Below are 15,147 nucleotides of genomic sequence, written 5' to 3'. Positions count from 1 at the left end.
GATCCCCGCCCTCAAACCGAAGGATCCTTGCGTGAGACTTGTCGATCTCCTGCGTCTGTTGTCGCTGGCCGCCATCTGGGGCGCGAGCTTTTTGTTCATGCGCATCATCGCCCCGGTGCTGGGCAGCGTGCCCACGGCGTTTTTCCGGGTGTCGATTGCCGCGCTCGGGCTGCTGGTCATGCTGGCGCTGATGCGGGTCGACTGGAATTTTCGCGGCAAGCTCAAGACCGTGTTGCTGCTCGGTGTGATCAACTCAGGCATACCGGCAACGATGTATTCGGTGGCAGCCCAGGTGCTGCCTGCCGGCTACTCGGCGATCTTCAATGCCACCACGCCCTTGATGGGGGTGTTGATCGGCGGGCTGTTCTTTCATGAGCGGCTGAGCCTGAGCAAGATCGCCGGCGTCTGCCTGGGCCTGTTCGGCGTCGGCATCCTGACCCGCGCCGGCCCTGTGGCCTTCGACCATGAACTGCTGCTTGGCGCCCTGTCCTGCCTGATGGCCACCACCTGCTACGGCTTCGCCGGCTTCCTCGCGCGGCGCTGGCTGGATCAGGCCGGCGGCCTGGACAGTCGCCTCTCGGCGCTGGGCAGCATGCTCGGTGCCACCCTGCTGCTGTTGCCCCTGTTCGCCTACAACGCCATCAGCCAGCCGCCGGCCAGTTGGGGTGGCTGGAGCGTGTGGCTGTCGCTGCTGGGCTTGGGGCTGGGCTGCACGGCGTTTGCCTATGTGCTGTATTTCCGGCTGCTCAGCGCCATCGGTCCGGTGCGATCAATGACCGTGACCTTCATGATTCCGCCGTTCGGCGTGTTGTGGGGGGCCTTGCTGCTGGATGAGCCGCTGTCCATGGCGCATCTGTATGGCGGCGCGCTGATTGGCGCCGCCCTGTGGCTGGTGCTGCGGCCCGGGGCAAAATCGGCGGCCTGAAGCACTGCCTGGTTCTGATCAGCCTGCGACTCGGGAGGCCGCAGCTCCGAGTCGCAACGCTGGCGGTGGCCCTATGGAACGTTCAGGGTAATCAGGTAGGTGCCGGAGGTTACGGCCTTGCCGGCCTGATCAACAAAGGCATAGTGCTGGTTGTAGTAACGGCCCTGGGAACCACTGTCGGCCAAGAGCTTGACCTTGACGGCGGAATGATCCGAAGCGCTGACGCTGGCCACGGCTCCCACACGGGCTACGTCGATTGCGGTGCCGCGGGAGCCTTGAGGACACTGGCGTAGGCTAAGCCCTGTGCTGGCGGCGCTGGTGGTGCAATGGCTCTCAACGATACTGCCGGTAAAGCGGATGACCCCCTGTGCCACGGGAGCAGCGGCGAAACAACTGCTCGACAGTCCCAAAAGCAAACCGAAAGCGGTTGAAGCGAACGTTGCGTTCATACTGACTCTCCTTTGTTTAAGGACTATGTCGTCAGTCTAGGTACCGGCTTTAGCTTTTAAGGTTTGTCTGATGGACTAATTTGGAATGCCAACAAAAAAGTCTAAGCATCTGGTTATCAAAAGAACCTTGAGGGTTCGCTTCAGTCGCTCATTACGTGCACATACAAGGTTTGAAATCAGACCTTTATTGACCGGCAAAGAACTACACGACGATAGTGGCATCTAGCCACTATTCGTGCTTATAGTCGATCATTAATTGAATCAATGATGCGCAAAAGCGACCGAGCATTGCGCTCGGCCGCAGGTCTGGACAACCACCGCGAGGATCGTCGCCCGTAACTATCAGGCGCTCTTACGGAACACGAAGACCAGGCCGACAATGATCAGGCCCATGCCCATCAGGCTCAGCCAGGCCAGACGATTGCCGAAAAAGATAAAGTCCATCAATGCGGTCACCGCCGGCACCAGATAGAACAGGCTGGTGACATTCACCAGGTTGCCCTGAGCGATCAAGCGGTACAGCAGCAGTGTGGCCAGTACCGACACCACCAACCCCATCCACAGCAGCGCAATCACGAAGCTGGCGCTGTACTCGAAGTGAAACGGCTGGAACGGCACGAACAGCGCACACAGCAACAGGCCCGCCAGGTACTGCACCGGCAGGGTGCCCAAGGGGTTGTCGGTGATGCGCTTCTGCATGATCGAACCGGCCGTCATGCTGACCAGGGCCAGCAGGCCACAGAGCATGCCGGAGACGGATATCCCTGCCAGACCGATGCCCTGGTAGACCACCATGATCAGCCCGATGAGCCCCAGGCTGAGGCCGAACAGGCGGCTCCAGGAACGCTGGCGCTCCATCAGCACCACGGTGAGGATCGGCTGCACCCCCATGATGGTGGCCATGACGCCTGGGGTGACCTTCAGGTCCAGGGCCAGGATGTAGAAGATCTGGTAGGCCCCCAGCAGCACCAGGCCGGTGGCCATGGCAAAGCCCACGGCCCGGCGCCCCTGGGGCAACCTGAGCTTGAGCAGGGGCAGCAGCAGCACCAGGCCCATCAGCGCGATGATGAAACGCAGCAGCAGGAAGGCAAAGGGCGAAGCCTGGGTCAGGCCCCATTTGGAGAAGATCGCGCCACTGCTCCAGAGCAGGACGAACAGGCTCGTGGAAGCCGCCGCAAGTGCGGACTTTTTGGAAATGAGCAACATGAAAACCACCTGTAATCAGGCAAGAAGCCAATTCAGCCAAGGCTGAAGTTCAGTAGTGTTTGGTTCAGGCGGGCACAGGGAACAGCAGCGATTGCTGATCAGCCCGAAAAGCCAACGCCCGGCGGTGATACGACTGCGTACACCGGCGTGCTACTGACAGGTGGGGGGTACTGACCGATCTGCACAGGCTGCTGATTCCCGCACGGCACGACGCCAGCGTTGACCGCTGAAACCACTACCGCGTTGAGAGGGGAAAAGGCCATGAGCTGATCTTTCTTGAAGGGAAAAAACCATGAGTCGGTTGACTCATCGGGCGCCGAATGTAACCGGCGCCCGATATTCATTGCAAGACTTATCCGAACAACCACTTCCACAAGACCATCAGCACCACCACCGCCAGAACCGGGCGCAGGATGCGGTAGAGCTTGGGATTGCGGCGCTTCCACTGCTTGACCACACCGCTGAAGCTGTCGCTGAAACGTTTGCTCCAGGCATAGGCCTGGTTGATCCCGCCAACGCGCTCGTCATCGAGGTTCTGCGGCGCGGTCGCACGCCCCAACTGGGCGCTGACCCAGCGGTTGATGCGCGTCATCAGCGGGCTGCTCAGCGGACGCTCGATGTCGCAGAACAGGATCACCCGGGTGGTTTCGGTTTCGTTCTTCACCCAGTGCACATAGGTCTCGTCGAACATCACGTCTTCACCGTCGCGCCAGGCGTACTCCTGGCCATCGACGAAGATCCGGCAAGCGTCGGAGTTGGGAGTCGACAAACCCAGGTGATAACGCAGCGAGCCGGCAAAGGGATCGCGGTGCGGGTTCAGGTGGCTGCCACCGGGCAGCAGGGCGAACATCGCCCCCTTGACGTTGGGAATGGCGCTCACCAGCTCGACGGTCTTGGGGCACAGCGCGGCCGCCGACGGCAGGGGCTTGTCGTACCACTTGAGGTAGAAACGCTTCCAGCCCTTCTTGAAGAAGGAACCGAAGCCGGCATCGTTGTTCTTCTCCGCCGCGCGGATATATCCCTCGTCGAACAGATGCATGGCCTCTTCGCGGATCACTTCCCAGTTGTCCCGCAGCACGTCCAGCTCGGGGAACTTGCTACGGTCCAGGTAAGGTTTGGAGGGCACTCCGGAAAACAGATACATCAGCGCGTTGTAGGGGGCAAACAACGCCGAATGGTTGACGAACTGGCGCAGTACCGGCAGACGCGCTTTGCCGCGCAGATGCACGTAAAGGATGCTGCCGACGAACAGCGACAACACCGCGAACTTGGCGGCAAAGGAAAAGCTCATGCAACGACTCCTTGGAAATAGGCACCTGTGCAGGCTGTGTGAAAACGTTGCGAGTGAAGGCAAGACAAGGCAAAAACAGGCGAGGAAGCGGAGTTTAGGGGCCTAAATGAGCATTCCGAGCCTGTTTTTAACGCAGTATTGCCAAACGCAGTAGTTTTCACACAGCCTGTGTGGGGGAGTGTTCACCCAACCTGGCAGCCGGCAATGATAAACACTCCTGGACCCTGGAAAAACCCGCACGACTCAACATTCAGTGTTAACGGACGTGCAACAAAGGCGCTTAAGTAGCATAAGCGGCCAGGCTCTTGCCTGATGTAGGTCAGCATTCACCGGCGAGCCGGCGCCTGTCGGCGAATGCCCGGGGTGCGTTACTGCTGGTTTTCCTGCTCGGTGAACAGATCGCTGAATAGCATGCTCGACAGATAGCGCTCGCCGGAGTCCGGCAGGATCACCACGATGGTCTTGCCCTGCATTTCCGGGGTCTGGGCCAGGCGCACCGCCACCGCCATTGCCGCGCCGCAGGAAATCCCGCAGAGAATCCCCTCTTCCTGCATCAACCGCAGGGCCATGGCCTTGGATTCCTCGTCGGTCACCAGCTCGACCCGGTCGACCATTTCCAGATCCAGGTTCTTGGGCACGAAACCGGCGCCGATGCCCTGGATCTTGTGGGGGCTGGGCTTGATTTCTTCACCGGCCAGTTTCTGACTGATGACCGGCGACGTGGCAGGTTCCACCGCCACCGAGAGGATCGGCTTGCCCTGGGTCTTCTTGATATAGCGCGACACACCGCTGATGGTGCCACCCGTGCCGACCCCAGCCACCAGCACGTCCACGGCGCCGTCGGTGTCGTTCCAGATTTCCGGACCGGTGGTTTTCTCGTGGATCGCCGGGTTGGCCGGGTTATCGAACTGCTGCGGCATGAAGTACTTGGACGGATCGCTGGCGAGAATTTCCGCCGCCTTTTCAATCGCGCCCTTCATGCCCTTGGCCGGCTCGGTCAGCACCAGCTCCGCCCCCAGGGCCTTGAGCACCTTGCGCCGCTCGATGCTCATGGACGCGGGCATGGTCAGCATCAACTTGTAACCACGGGCAGCGGCGACGAACGCCAGGCCAATCCCGGTGTTGCCCGAAGTGGGCTCGACGATGGTCATGCCCGGCTTGAGCTTGCCGCGACTTTCCGCGTCCCAGATCATGTTGGCGCCGATCCGGCATTTCACCGAATAGCCCGGGTTACGCCCTTCGATCTTGGCCAGGATGGTCACGCCGCGAGGGGCGATACGGTTGATCTGCACCAAGGGCGTATTGCCGATGGAATGGGCATTGTCAGCAAAAATTCGGCTCATGGCTGGGTCCTTATGCAGCAGTGAAGAAGTCCTCAAGGGTATGCCTGGTGCCTTTGAGCGTCCAGTCGCGCCGAACGACTGCGACCCCAGGCAGTCAATGCCTCTATACGGCTGGAGACTGCTGATCATGAAACGTCGTTACCGTTGGCCCCTATGGACCCTGGCCGGCCTGCTGGTCCTGCTGCTGGCCCTGCACTTCACCCTGCCCTATCTGGTGCGCGACTACTTGAATGACAAACTGGCAGACATGGGCGACTACCGTGGCCAGATCAGCGATATCGACCTGGCCCTGTGGCGCGGCGCCTACCGCATCAACGGGCTGGAGATCGTCAAGGTCAGCGGCAAGGTGCCGGTGCCCTTCGTCAAGGCGCCGCAGATCGACCTGGCAGTGAGCTGGCATTCACTGTGGTACGACCATGCCGTGGTGGCCAAGGTGCAGTTCGTCCAGCCGGAGCTGAACTTCGTCGATGGCGGCGCCGACAAGCAAGCGTCGCAGACCGGCGAAGGCACCGACTGGCGGGCGCAACTGGGCAAGCTGTTGCCCATCACCCTCGACGAGCTGCGGATCAGCGACGGCAAGATCCACTTTCGCAACTTCAGCTCCACGCCCCCGGTGAACATCGGCGCCACCCAGGTCAATGCCAGCGTCTACAACCTGACCAACGTGGTGGATACCCAGGGCAAACGCGATGCACGCTTCGACGGCAAGGCCTTGCTGCAAGGCCAGGCCCCCATGGAAAGCACCGCCACCTTCGACCCCCTGAGCAATTTCGAGGACTTCGAATTCCGTCTGCGGGCCCGGGATATCGAACTCAAGCGTTTCAACGACTTCGCCTCGGCCTACGGCAAGTTCGACTTCAATGCCGGACACGGCGACGTGGTGATCGAAGCCCAGGCCGAGAAGGGCCAACTGCATGGCTATATCAAGCCGCTGCTGCGGGACGTGGAAGTCTTCAACTGGCAGCAGGACGTGGAGAACCGCAACAAAGGAATATTCCGCTCGGTATGGGAAGCCTTGGTGGGGGCCGGGGAAAACCTGCTGAAGAACCAGCACAAGAACCAGTTCGCCACCCGGGTCGAACTCAGCGGCAGTGTGCACCAGCAAGATATCAGCGCATTCCAGGCGTTTTTGCAGATTTTGCGCAATGGATTCATCCAGGCTTTCAATGCCCGTTACGAACAACCCAAGCCCTCGACTGACTGAGTCACCCCGTGACGCTCCATTCAGAGACTGAATGGGGCGTCCACGTTCACAGTCGACCGGGCACCGCGTTATAGTCGCGCCATCACTCTCCATTCAATCGATCTGCCCCGGGCAGCTCGCCGTTACCGTTCGAGGAATTGCAGATGAAGTTCGAAGGCACCAGCGCATACGTCGCCACCGATGACCTGAAGCTGGCAGTCAACGCCGCCATCACCCTGGAGCGTCCGCTGCTGGTCAAGGGCGAACCCGGCACCGGCAAGACCATGCTCGCCGAGCAACTGGCCGAATCCTTTGGCGCCAAGCTGATCACCTGGCACATCAAGTCCACCACCAAGGCCCACCAGGGTCTGTATGAGTACGACGCGGTCAGCCGCCTGCGCGACTCCCAGCTGGGTGTGGACAAGGTCCACGACATCCGCAACTACCTGAAGAAGGGCAAGCTCTGGGAAGCCTTCGAATCCGAGGAGCGGGTGATCCTCTTGATCGACGAGATCGACAAGGCCGACATCGAGTTCCCCAACGACCTGCTGCAAGAGCTCGACAAGATGGAGTTCTACGTCTATGAAATCGACGAGACCATCAAGGCCAAGCAGCGGCCGATCATCATCATTACCTCCAACAACGAGAAGGAACTGCCGGACGCCTTCCTGCGTCGCTGCTTCTTCCACTACATCGCCTTCCCCGACCGCACCACCCTGCAAAAGATCGTCGACGTGCACTACCCGGACATCAAGAAAGACCTGGTCAGCGAAGCCCTGGACGTATTCTTCGATGTGCGCAAGGTGCCGGGCCTGAAGAAGAAGCCCTCGACCTCGGAACTGGTGGACTGGCTCAAGCTGTTGATGGCCGACAACATCGGCGAGGCGGTGCTGCGCGAGCGCGATCCGACCAAGGCCATCCCGCCCCTGGCCGGCGCCCTGGTGAAGAACGAGCAGGACGTGCAGTTGCTGGAACGCCTGGCCTTCATGAGCCGTCGCGGTAGTCGTTAGGCTCTGCCCAGAAGCTGCCTGCGCGTCGATCATGCTGCGTTAGAAATCGGTTCGGAATGCTCATTTAGCTCGCTAAACTCCGCCTCCTCACCTGTTTCTGCCTTGTCTGATCGCCGCTTGGCGAGCTTCTGAACAGACCCCTAGATCATTAGAGAGCGATAGTCATGCTGCTCAACCTGTTCAATGAAATGCGCGCGGCCAAGGTACCGGTGTCGGTACGCGAGCTGCTGGACCTGATCAACGCGCTCAAGCAGCGCGTGACCTTCGCCGACATGGACGAGTTCTACTACCTCGCCCGGGCGATCCTGGTGAAGGACGAACGGCATTTCGACAAGTTCGACCGAGCCTTCGGCGCCTACTTCAACGGCCTGGAAAAGCTCGATGACCACCTGCAGGCGCTGATCCCCGAGGATTGGCTGCGCAAGGAATTCGAGCGTTCCCTGAGCGATGAGGAACGGGCGCAGATCCAGTCCCTGGGCGGCCTGGACAAACTCATCGAAGAGTTCAAGAAGCGCCTGGAAGAACAGAAGGAACGCCACGCCGGCGGCAACAAGTGGATCGGCACCGGCGGCACCAGCCCCTTCGGCTCCGGCGGTTTCAACCCGGAAGGCATCCGCGTCGGCGACGCCGGCAAGCGCCAGGGCAAGGCGGTGAAAGTCTGGGACCAGCGCGAATACAAGAACCTCGACGACTCGGTGGAACTGGGCACCCGCAACATCAAGGTGGCCCTGCGCCGGCTGCGCAAGTTCGCGCGCCAGGGTGCGGCGGAGGAGCTGGACATCGACGGCACCATCGACCACACCGCCCGTGATGCCGGACTGCTGAACATCCAGATGCGCCCGGAGCGACGCAACAGCATCAAGCTGCTGTTGCTGTTCGATATCGGCGGCTCCATGGATGCCCACGTGAAGATCTGCGAGGAACTGTTCTCGGCCTGCAAGACCGAGTTCAAGCACCTGGAGTACTACTACTTCCACAACTTCATCTATGAATCGGTGTGGAAGAACAACCTGCGCCGCGGCTCGGAACGCACCTCGACCCAGGACCTGCTGCACAAGTACGGCGCCGACTACAAAGTGATCTTCGTCGGTGACGCCGCCATGGCGCCCTATGAAATCACCCAGGCCGGCGGCAGCGTCGAGCACTGGAACGAGGAAGCCGGCTATGTGTGGATGCAGCGCTTCATGGAAAAGTACAAGAAGCTCATCTGGATCAATCCCTACCCGAAAGACACCTGGGGCTACACCGCTTCGACCAACATCGTTCGCGAGTTGATCGAAGACCAGATGTACCCGCTGACCTTGCGTGGTCTGGAAGAAGGCATGCGTTTCCTGTCCAAGTAAGCGGCGCGGGACCGTCAAGCAAGGCCTTGCGGGCCTTTTCGCAGCCTCGCCATGGCTCGACAGCGGCTACAGAGCCCCCTGTAGCCGCTGCCGCAGGCTGCGAACGGTGGCGAAGCGGCCGCCTTCAGCCATTACCCAAACCTGCGCAAGAATGCCACCTGCTGCCGATGCGCCGTTTCCTGCACCACCGGCGTCAATCGCACCTCGCTGCCCGGCAAACACTGCGCCAACCGCGCCAGCGACAAGGGGGTCAACGCCCCCAATCGCGGATAGCCGCCAATGGTCTGCCGATCATTGAGCAGGATGATCGGCTGGCCGTCCGGCGGCACCTGGATCGCCCCTAGGGGAATGCCCTCGGAAATCATCGGCCGGCCCTGATACTGCAAGGTCGGCCCCAGCAAGCGCGCGCCCATGCGATCGGCACGGCTGTCCAGGGTCCAGGTGCTGTTGAAGGCGTCGAACAGGCTCAAACCGCTGAACTGGCCGATCTGCGCGCCCAGAATCACCTCCAGGGGGGCTGCGCATTGCCAATCCGGCAACTGCGCGGCCGACAGGCTCCTGAGCGCACCGCCAGTCCCCGAGTAACTCAAGGCCCCGCCCTCGCTCAGGGCCCGGCCATAACCATCCGGACCGCCCAAGGCTTCGCGCAACACACTGGCGCAACTGCCCAGCACCTTGGGCGCGTCAAATCCGCCAGGGGCTGCCAGGTAGGCCCGGGCGCCGAAGAAAGGTTGAGTAAAACGCAGGCGCTGGCCCTTTTGCAGGATGAAACTGCGTCCCGGGCTCAAAGGCCGCTCATCGACATATGCCCCCAGATCGGCCCCGGCCAGGGCCAGCAGGCAATAATCCTCGGCCAACAGGGTGAAACCGCCCAGAGTGATTTCCAGCACCGGCGCATCCAGGGCATTGCCCAGTAGCCAGTTGGCCCAGGACATCGACACCCAATCCAGCGCCCCACCCTGGGTCACGCCCAAATGGCGCACACCAAAACGCCCGGCATCCTGCAGCAGGCACAGCGGGGTGCTGGCCTCGATCATCAAGCGGCTCATGCCGGCACCTCCAGCGGCGTGTCATCGCCCCCCAGGCGCAGGAACTCCGCCCGCTCCACGGCAGCAAAGCGCACGCGGTCCCCCGGCTGCATCAGGCTGTAGCCTTCGCGCTCGCGATCGAACAGGCGGCTCGGGGTACGGCCGATCAGGTTCCAGCCTCCCGGCGATACCACCGGGTAAGCGGCGGTCTGGCGTTCGGCGATCCCCACACTGCCTGCCGCCACCCGCTTGCGCGGGGTGTTCAGCCGCGGCGCCGCCAGCGCCTCTTCCACCAATCCCATGAAGGCAAATCCGGGCGCGAACCCCAGGGCGAACACTTGATATTCACGCTGGCTGTGACGCTCGATCACCTCAGGCACCGACAGCCCGCTGCGCCGGGACAACAGCGCCAGTTCCGGCCCGACACTGAGGTCGTACCACACCGGCAGCACATGCTCGCGCCCGGCCTGAGTGGTACTGGGCGCCAGATCGGTCAAGGCGACCGCGATCCGCTGCCGAGCCTCGGACGGACTCAGGGCCAGCAGGTCGTAATGCACCATCAACGTGGTATAGGACGGCACCAGGTCGATCAGAGACTCGCCAAAAGCCCGCCGCAGCCCTTGGGCGGCGGCCAGCATCCAGGGCATGTTGTCCTCGGCGATCACTTCGAACAGGCGCACCATCAGGCAGTCGATGGCGACGACTTCAACCTGTGGCTTCATAGGCCGGACTGCTGGTTCAAGGCCGCGCGAATGCGCTGCACGGCCGCCACCGAACTGGCGTTGTCGCCATGCACGCACAGAGTGTTGGCGTGCAACTGCAAGGCGCTGCCGTCGCTGGCGGTCAAAGGCTCGCCACGGGCAATGGTCAGGGCCTGTTCGATGATGGTCGCCGAATCATGGTGCACTGCCCCTGGCAGCTGTCGCGAAACAAGGTGCCCGGCATTGTCGTAGGCACGGTCGGCAAAGGCCTCGAACCACAGGGTCACGCCATATTCGTCGCCCAGGGCCTGTGCGGCGCTGTTATCGCGGGTGGCCATGAGCATCAGCGGCAACTGTGGATCGTACGCTGCCACCGCCGCGATCACCGCGCGCAATTGCGCAGGCTTGGCCATCATGTCGTTGTACATCGCGCCGTGGGGTTTGACGTACTCGACCCGCCCGCCCTGGGCTCGGCAGATGCCATCCAGTGCACCGATCTGATAATGCAGCAGATCCTGGATCTCCTCGGGCGAATAGCTCATGGAGCGGCGGCCGAAACCGGCCAGATCCTGATAGGCCGGGTGCGCACCGATGCGCACGCCGTTGGCCAGGGCCAGGGCCACGGTCTTGCGCATGATGCCCGGGTCGCCGGCATGGAAGCCGCAGGCAATGTTGGCGCAGTCGATAAAGGGCATCACCTCGGCATCCAGGCCCAGGGTCCAGTTGCCAAAGCTCTCGCCGATGTCGCAATTCAATAACAGGCGGCTCATGGTCAGTGCTCCTGTGGTTCTTGTTGTGGGTCAGCTGCAGGGCTGTCGCGCAATGCCCGCGCAGATTATCAGTTAGCGCGCCTCAAGTTCCTTGCCGCGGGTTTCCGGCAGGCTCAGGGCCGCGAGCACCACCACGCCGTAGGACACCGCGGCAAAGCTGCCGATGGCCACGCTCAGGGGTACATGCTGGCTCAGCAGGCCGATCAGCAGCGGGAACAGCGCCGCCAGCGCCCGGCCGCTGTTGTAGCAGAACCCCTGGCCGGAACCGCGGATACGGGTGGGGAACAGCTCAGTGAGGAACGCCCCCATGCCGCTGAAAATGCCTGAAGCGAAGAAGCCCAGGGGAAAGCCCAGCCAGAGCATCACGGCATTGCTCACCGGCATTTGCGTATAGAGCAGGACAATGGTGAAAGAGCCGGCGGCGAACAGCACGAAGTTCTTCTTGCGGCCGAGAATATCCGTCAGGTAGGCGCTGATCACATAGCCCACGTAGGAGCCGGCGATCACCATGGCCAGGTAGCCGCCGGTACTGAGCACGCTCAAGCCGCGCTCGGTCTTCAGATAGGTCGGCAGCCAGAAGGTGATGGCGTAGTAACCACCCTGGGCCCCTGCCGCCAGCAAGGAGGCGCGCAGGGTGGTGCTGAGAATCCCCGGGGCGAAGATCTCGTAGAACCGCGCCGGGTTGCTTGGCGCTTCACGCGCCTTGGTTGCCCGGTAGACCTCGGGGTCCTTGACCAGGCGACGAACGAAGATCACGAAAATCGCCGGCAGGATGCCCAGCAGAAACAGCCCGCGCCAGGCGTCCTCCGGCGGCAGCAAGGAGAACAGCAGCGCATACAGCAGCGCCGTCAGCCCCCAGCCCAGGGCCCAGCCGGACTGCACCATGCCCACCGCCTTGCCGCGATTCTTGGCGCGGATCACCTCACCGATCAGCACCGCCCCGGCGGTCCACTCGCCGCCGAATCCAAACCCCATCAAGGTGCGGGCGATCAGCAACTGTTCGTAGTTCTGCGCAAGACCGCAGAGAAAGGTGAAGACGGCAAACCACAGCACCGTGAGTTGCAGGGTGCGTACCCGGCCGATGCGGTCGGAAAGAATCCCGGCGATCCAGCCTCCCAGGGCGGAGGCCAGCAAGGTACTGGTATGGATCAGGCCGGCTTCGGCGGAAGTGATGCCCCACAGCGCGATCAAGGTCGGGATCACGAAGCTGAGCATCTGGGTGTCCATGCCATCCAGGCCGTAACCTATCTTGCAGCTCCAGAATGTCCGGCGTTCCTGCTGGTTGATGTCCCGGTACCAGTCAAACGGGCCGGCGCGGCGCGGAGCCTTGGCGGCCAATGTTTCGGGCGCACTCATGGCGATCTCCAGGGTAGTGTTGTTGGTATTGTTCTGGGCCCCGACGACGCATATCGTGGGTCGGGCCATTCTTCGGTTCAGGCACAACCTGCGTCCAACTAATAAAAACCGCCCCAAGGCATAAGAAAAGTTGATCCCATGAATCTCAAGTTTCTCGAAACCTTCGTCTGGGTGGCGCGGCTCAAGAGCTTCAGCCTGACCGCGGAAAAACTCTTCACCACCCAGGCGGCCATCTCCAGCCGTATCGCGGTGCTGGAAGGCGAACTGGGGGTGAAGCTGTTCCTGCGGGACTCGCGGGGCGTCAGCCTGACCCCGCAAGGGCTCAAGGTGCTGGAGCACGCCGAGCAGATGCTCGACACCCTGCAGGTGCTGAAACAGTCCATCGAGGCGCCGTCGAGCAAGGTCGGGCGGATTCGCATCGGGGTCATGGATACGGTGATCCACACCTGGCTCAGCCCCCTGGTGGCGGAAATGATGGATCACTACCCGCAAGTGGAAATCGAACTGGTGGCCGACACCTCGCTGAATCTCTGCGACCAGCTGCAAAAAGGCTTTCTCGACCTGGTGCTGCAGACCGACTTGCTGCGCCAGGAAAGCATCCGCAGCCGGGAGCTGGCCAGCCACCCGGTGGGCTGGATTGCCGCCAGCAACTCGATCTACAACCGCGACTACGCCAATCTCGCCGAGCTGGCCCGGGAGCGGATCATCACCTATTCGAAGAACTCCCTGCCCCACCAGCAGGTACTGAGCCTGATGCAGGCCAACGGGGTGCCGGCGCCACGGCTCAATTGCGTCAACTCGGTGTCGGCCATCACCCGCCTGCTCAGGGACGGCTTCGGGATTGGCGCCCTGCCGCCGGTGCTGGTCCGCGAAGAGCTGGCCCGTGGCGAACTGACCTTGCTGGCCATCGACCAGCGCCCGCCCAACCTGCAGGTGGTGGTGTCGTGGCGCGTGGGCGTGGAGCTGGTGGAGGATATCGTGGAGCTGTGCCAGCGCGTGGTGCAGCGCTATGGGCAGAAGGTCGGCGAGGATCAGCTGGTACTGATCGCCCCCCAGTAAACATCGCCATCACCCCCCCTCGTAGGAGCTGGCTTGCCAGCGAGAAGGCGATCTGTAGCCAGACGCAGGCTTACAGGCCCCTTCGCTGGCAAGCGGGCTCCTACAGATGTGGAGTGAAGGCACCTACTGGCAGTCAGAGGCCCTTGAGGTCACGTTCTTCGATGGGACGGCTCTGGCGCAAACGCCGCCCGCCCAGGACCACCCAGTCGATCAGGCGGTACAGGCACTCCAGTCCAAAGGACAGCAGCATGGCGCCGCTCATGCCCCAGATCATCGCTTCCGGGGTCAGCAGGATCTGGTAGCTGTAGCCGTCCCAGGTTTCCTTGCGGATATCCGGGTCGGCTGCCAGGGCCACTTGCAACAGGCGGATGTACCACGGGCCCTGCATCGCCTGGTATTGCTTGTCCAGGGCCAGCTGACGATGGAGCAAACCGCTCAAGCTTTCGGCATCGCTGCGAAACACCGGGTCTTCGCTGGCCCGGTAATGGGCCACCAGCGCATTCAGATCGCCCTTGAAGAACTGCTGCGCGGTGCCCTGGAAGCCCCGCAGGCTGTTCTGCGACTCAATCAAGTGGGCTTCCACGCGCTTGGCGTAGTCGCTGATGAAACCCGGCACTTGCACACCGATCAACAGGCCGGCGGCGAACAACACCAGCCGCAGATAACTGAGCAACATAGAGATGTCCTTATTCGGTCTGGCCGTGGCTGACGCATTCACCGCGCCGCCACAGGCTCCATTGGCCCGGCTGATAGCGGGTCCAGGTTTCGTTTTCGGTCAGAGGTTCGGTGGCGATCACCGTCACAACGTCGTTGGGGGTGGTTTCCGCCTGGAAGTCGACAATCACATCGACATCCTTGAGCCGGGCCGGGCCGAACGGCGCGCGCCGGGTGATCTGCGCCAGCTTGGTGGAGCAGAAGCAGAACAGCCAGTCACCGTCGCTGAGCAAGCCGTTGAACACGCCCTTGCTGCGGTATTCGCTACAGGCCTGGATCAGGGTCGGCAGCAGTTGCTCGACCTCCACCGGTTCGGGAAAGGCTTCGCGCACCCGGTTGAGCAAGTCACAGAAGGCCGCCTCGCTGTCGGTATCGCCCACCGGACGATAGAAGCTGGTCTGGGGCTGGAAGTCCGCCAACTGGCCGTTATGGGCGAAGCACCAGTTGCGGCCCCAGAGTTCACGGACAAAGGGATGGGTGTTGGCCAGGCAGACCTTGCCGACGTTGGCCTGGCGGATGTGGCCGATGACCACTTCGCTCTTGATCGGGTAGCGCTGCACCAGGTTGGCCACTTCCGACTCGCTGCTGGCCGCCGGATCCTGGAACAGCCGCAGGCCGCGGCCCTCGTAGAAGGCGATGCCCCAACCGTCGCGATGGGGGCCGGTGCGGCCGCCGCGCTGCATCAGCCCGGTAAAGCTGAAGACGATATCGGTCGGTACATTGGCGCTCATGCCCAATAACTCACACATGCTCGGACTCTCGCTGCAAT

15 protein-coding genes are annotated in these 15,147 nt (G+C 62.1%); 5 read left to right on the top strand and 10 right to left on the bottom strand.

Annotated elements, in window-relative coordinates:
* Positions 1–31: 31 nt before the first annotated feature.
* Complete coding sequence (locus DWF74_RS23590) at positions 32–925, top strand: DMT family transporter (protein WP_115581814.1); 894 nt, start codon at positions 32–34, stop codon at positions 923–925.
* Positions 926–996: 71 nt separating this feature from the next.
* Here the strand turns inward: DWF74_RS23590 and DWF74_RS23585 are convergent, their stop codons facing one another.
* The 4 genes from DWF74_RS23585 to cysK form a co-directional block, all read right to left on the bottom strand.
* Entirely contained in the window at positions 997–1,374 is a 378-nt protein-coding gene (locus DWF74_RS23585; RefSeq protein WP_102861657.1) for a hypothetical protein, read from the bottom strand.
* A gap of 342 nt (positions 1,375–1,716) precedes the next feature.
* Entirely contained in the window at positions 1,717–2,580 is an 864-nt protein-coding gene (locus DWF74_RS23580) for a DMT family transporter (RefSeq protein WP_115581813.1), read from the bottom strand.
* A 352-nt stretch (positions 2,581–2,932) separates the two neighbouring features.
* Complete coding sequence (locus DWF74_RS23575) at positions 2,933–3,871, bottom strand: aspartyl/asparaginyl beta-hydroxylase domain-containing protein (protein ID WP_115581812.1); 939 nt, start codon at positions 3,869–3,871, stop codon at positions 2,933–2,935.
* A 368-nt stretch (positions 3,872–4,239) separates the two neighbouring features.
* Complete coding sequence (gene cysK, locus DWF74_RS23570) at positions 4,240–5,214, bottom strand: cysteine synthase A (RefSeq protein WP_102861654.1); 975 nt, start codon at positions 5,212–5,214, stop codon at positions 4,240–4,242.
* Positions 5,215–5,341: 127 nt separating this feature from the next.
* On the opposite strand from cysK, the gene DWF74_RS23565 reads away from it, so the two are divergent.
* The 3 genes from DWF74_RS23565 to DWF74_RS23555 all read left to right on the top strand — a co-directional run bounded on the left by DWF74_RS23565 (position 5,342) and on the right by DWF74_RS23555 (position 8,750).
* Positions 5,342–6,418, top strand: coding sequence for a DUF748 domain-containing protein (locus DWF74_RS23565; protein ID WP_102861653.1), 1,077 nt, complete (start codon positions 5,342–5,344; stop codon positions 6,416–6,418).
* A 143-nt stretch (positions 6,419–6,561) separates the two neighbouring features.
* Positions 6,562–7,407: an AAA family ATPase gene (locus DWF74_RS23560; RefSeq protein ID WP_011059855.1), complete on the top strand. Its 846-nt coding sequence runs from the start codon at positions 6,562–6,564 to the stop codon at positions 7,405–7,407.
* 164 nt (positions 7,408–7,571) lie between these two features.
* Positions 7,572–8,750 carry a vWA domain-containing protein gene (locus DWF74_RS23555; RefSeq protein ID WP_102861652.1) on the top strand — a complete coding sequence of 393 codons (1,179 nt, stop codon included), beginning with the start codon at positions 7,572–7,574 and terminating at the stop codon, positions 8,748–8,750.
* A gap of 131 nt (positions 8,751–8,881) precedes the next feature.
* Here the strand turns inward: DWF74_RS23555 and DWF74_RS23550 are convergent, their stop codons facing one another.
* The 4 genes from DWF74_RS23550 to DWF74_RS23535 form a co-directional block, all read right to left on the bottom strand.
* Positions 8,882–9,799 carry a biotin-dependent carboxyltransferase family protein gene (locus DWF74_RS23550; RefSeq protein WP_115581811.1) on the bottom strand — a complete coding sequence of 306 codons (918 nt, stop codon included), beginning with the start codon at positions 9,797–9,799 and terminating at the stop codon, positions 8,882–8,884.
* Positions 9,796–10,500, bottom strand: a complete 705-nt coding sequence (gene pxpB, locus DWF74_RS23545; protein WP_115581810.1) for a 5-oxoprolinase subunit PxpB — start codon at positions 10,498–10,500, stop codon at positions 9,796–9,798. Before pxpB ends, DWF74_RS23550 begins: the two co-directional genes overlap by 4 nt.
* Positions 10,497–11,249: a 5-oxoprolinase subunit PxpA gene (locus tag DWF74_RS23540; protein WP_102861649.1), complete on the bottom strand. Its 753-nt coding sequence runs from the start codon at positions 11,247–11,249 to the stop codon at positions 10,497–10,499. Before DWF74_RS23540 ends, pxpB begins: the two co-directional genes overlap by 4 nt.
* Before the next feature lie 72 nt (positions 11,250–11,321).
* Complete coding sequence (locus DWF74_RS23535; RefSeq protein WP_102861648.1) at positions 11,322–12,605, bottom strand: MFS transporter; 1,284 nt, start codon at positions 12,603–12,605, stop codon at positions 11,322–11,324.
* Between the two features lie 138 nt (positions 12,606–12,743).
* On the opposite strand from DWF74_RS23535, the gene DWF74_RS23530 reads away from it, so the two are divergent.
* Complete coding sequence (locus DWF74_RS23530) at positions 12,744–13,664, top strand: LysR family transcriptional regulator (protein WP_102861647.1); 921 nt, start codon at positions 12,744–12,746, stop codon at positions 13,662–13,664.
* 133 nt (positions 13,665–13,797) lie between these two features.
* Here DWF74_RS23530 and DWF74_RS23525 read toward each other — a convergent pair whose 3' ends face one another.
* Together DWF74_RS23525 and DWF74_RS23520 are read right to left on the bottom strand one after the other, a co-directional pair.
* Positions 13,798–14,340, bottom strand: coding sequence for a DUF2937 family protein (locus DWF74_RS23525; RefSeq protein WP_102861646.1), 543 nt, complete (start codon positions 14,338–14,340; stop codon positions 13,798–13,800).
* 10 nt (positions 14,341–14,350) lie between these two features.
* A complete protein-coding gene (locus DWF74_RS23520; RefSeq protein ID WP_110595098.1) occupies positions 14,351–15,127 on the bottom strand; it encodes a class II glutamine amidotransferase in 777 nt (258 codons plus the stop codon).
* Positions 15,128–15,147: the final 20 nt, after the last annotated feature.

It is taken from the genome of Pseudomonas protegens, assembly GCF_003363755.1.
In the GTDB taxonomy this organism is placed as follows: domain Bacteria; phylum Pseudomonadota; class Gammaproteobacteria; order Pseudomonadales; family Pseudomonadaceae; genus Aquipseudomonas; species Aquipseudomonas danubii.
The sequence above is the reverse complement of the archived record's forward strand: the minus strand, read 5'-3'. Positions and strand labels throughout refer to the sequence as shown.

Bases quoted from the DNA above. Each gene is read 5' to 3' on its own strand.
- DWF74_RS23565 (WP_102861653.1), top strand. From the start codon at position 5,342: ATGAAACGTCGTTACCGTTGGCCCCTATGGACCCTGGCCGGCCTGCTG.
- DWF74_RS23535 (WP_102861648.1), bottom strand. From the start codon at position 12,605: ATGAGTGCGCCCGAAACATTGGCCGCCAAGGCTCCGCGCCGCGCCGGC.
- DWF74_RS23525 (WP_102861646.1), bottom strand. From the start codon at position 14,340: ATGTTGCTCAGTTATCTGCGGCTGGTGTTGTTCGCCGCCGGCCTGTTG.
- DWF74_RS23530 (WP_102861647.1), top strand. From the start codon at position 12,744: ATGAATCTCAAGTTTCTCGAAACCTTCGTCTGGGTGGCGCGGCTCAAG.
- DWF74_RS23560 (WP_011059855.1), top strand. From the start codon at position 6,562: ATGAAGTTCGAAGGCACCAGCGCATACGTCGCCACCGATGACCTGAAG.
- DWF74_RS23580 (WP_115581813.1), bottom strand. From the start codon at position 2,580: ATGTTGCTCATTTCCAAAAAGTCCGCACTTGCGGCGGCTTCCACGAGC.
- pxpB (WP_115581810.1), bottom strand. From the start codon at position 10,500: ATGAAGCCACAGGTTGAAGTCGTCGCCATCGACTGCCTGATGGTGCGC.
- cysK (WP_102861654.1), bottom strand. From the start codon at position 5,214: ATGAGCCGAATTTTTGCTGACAATGCCCATTCCATCGGCAATACGCCC.
- DWF74_RS23555 (WP_102861652.1), top strand. From the start codon at position 7,572: ATGCTGCTCAACCTGTTCAATGAAATGCGCGCGGCCAAGGTACCGGTG.
- DWF74_RS23540 (WP_102861649.1), bottom strand. From the start codon at position 11,249: ATGAGCCGCCTGTTATTGAATTGCGACATCGGCGAGAGCTTTGGCAAC.
- DWF74_RS23585 (WP_102861657.1), bottom strand. From the start codon at position 1,374: ATGAACGCAACGTTCGCTTCAACCGCTTTCGGTTTGCTTTTGGGACTG.
- DWF74_RS23550 (WP_115581811.1), bottom strand. From the start codon at position 9,799: ATGAGCCGCTTGATGATCGAGGCCAGCACCCCGCTGTGCCTGCTGCAG.
- DWF74_RS23520 (WP_110595098.1), bottom strand. From the start codon at position 15,127: ATGTGTGAGTTATTGGGCATGAGCGCCAATGTACCGACCGATATCGTC.
- DWF74_RS23575 (WP_115581812.1), bottom strand. From the start codon at position 3,871: ATGAGCTTTTCCTTTGCCGCCAAGTTCGCGGTGTTGTCGCTGTTCGTC.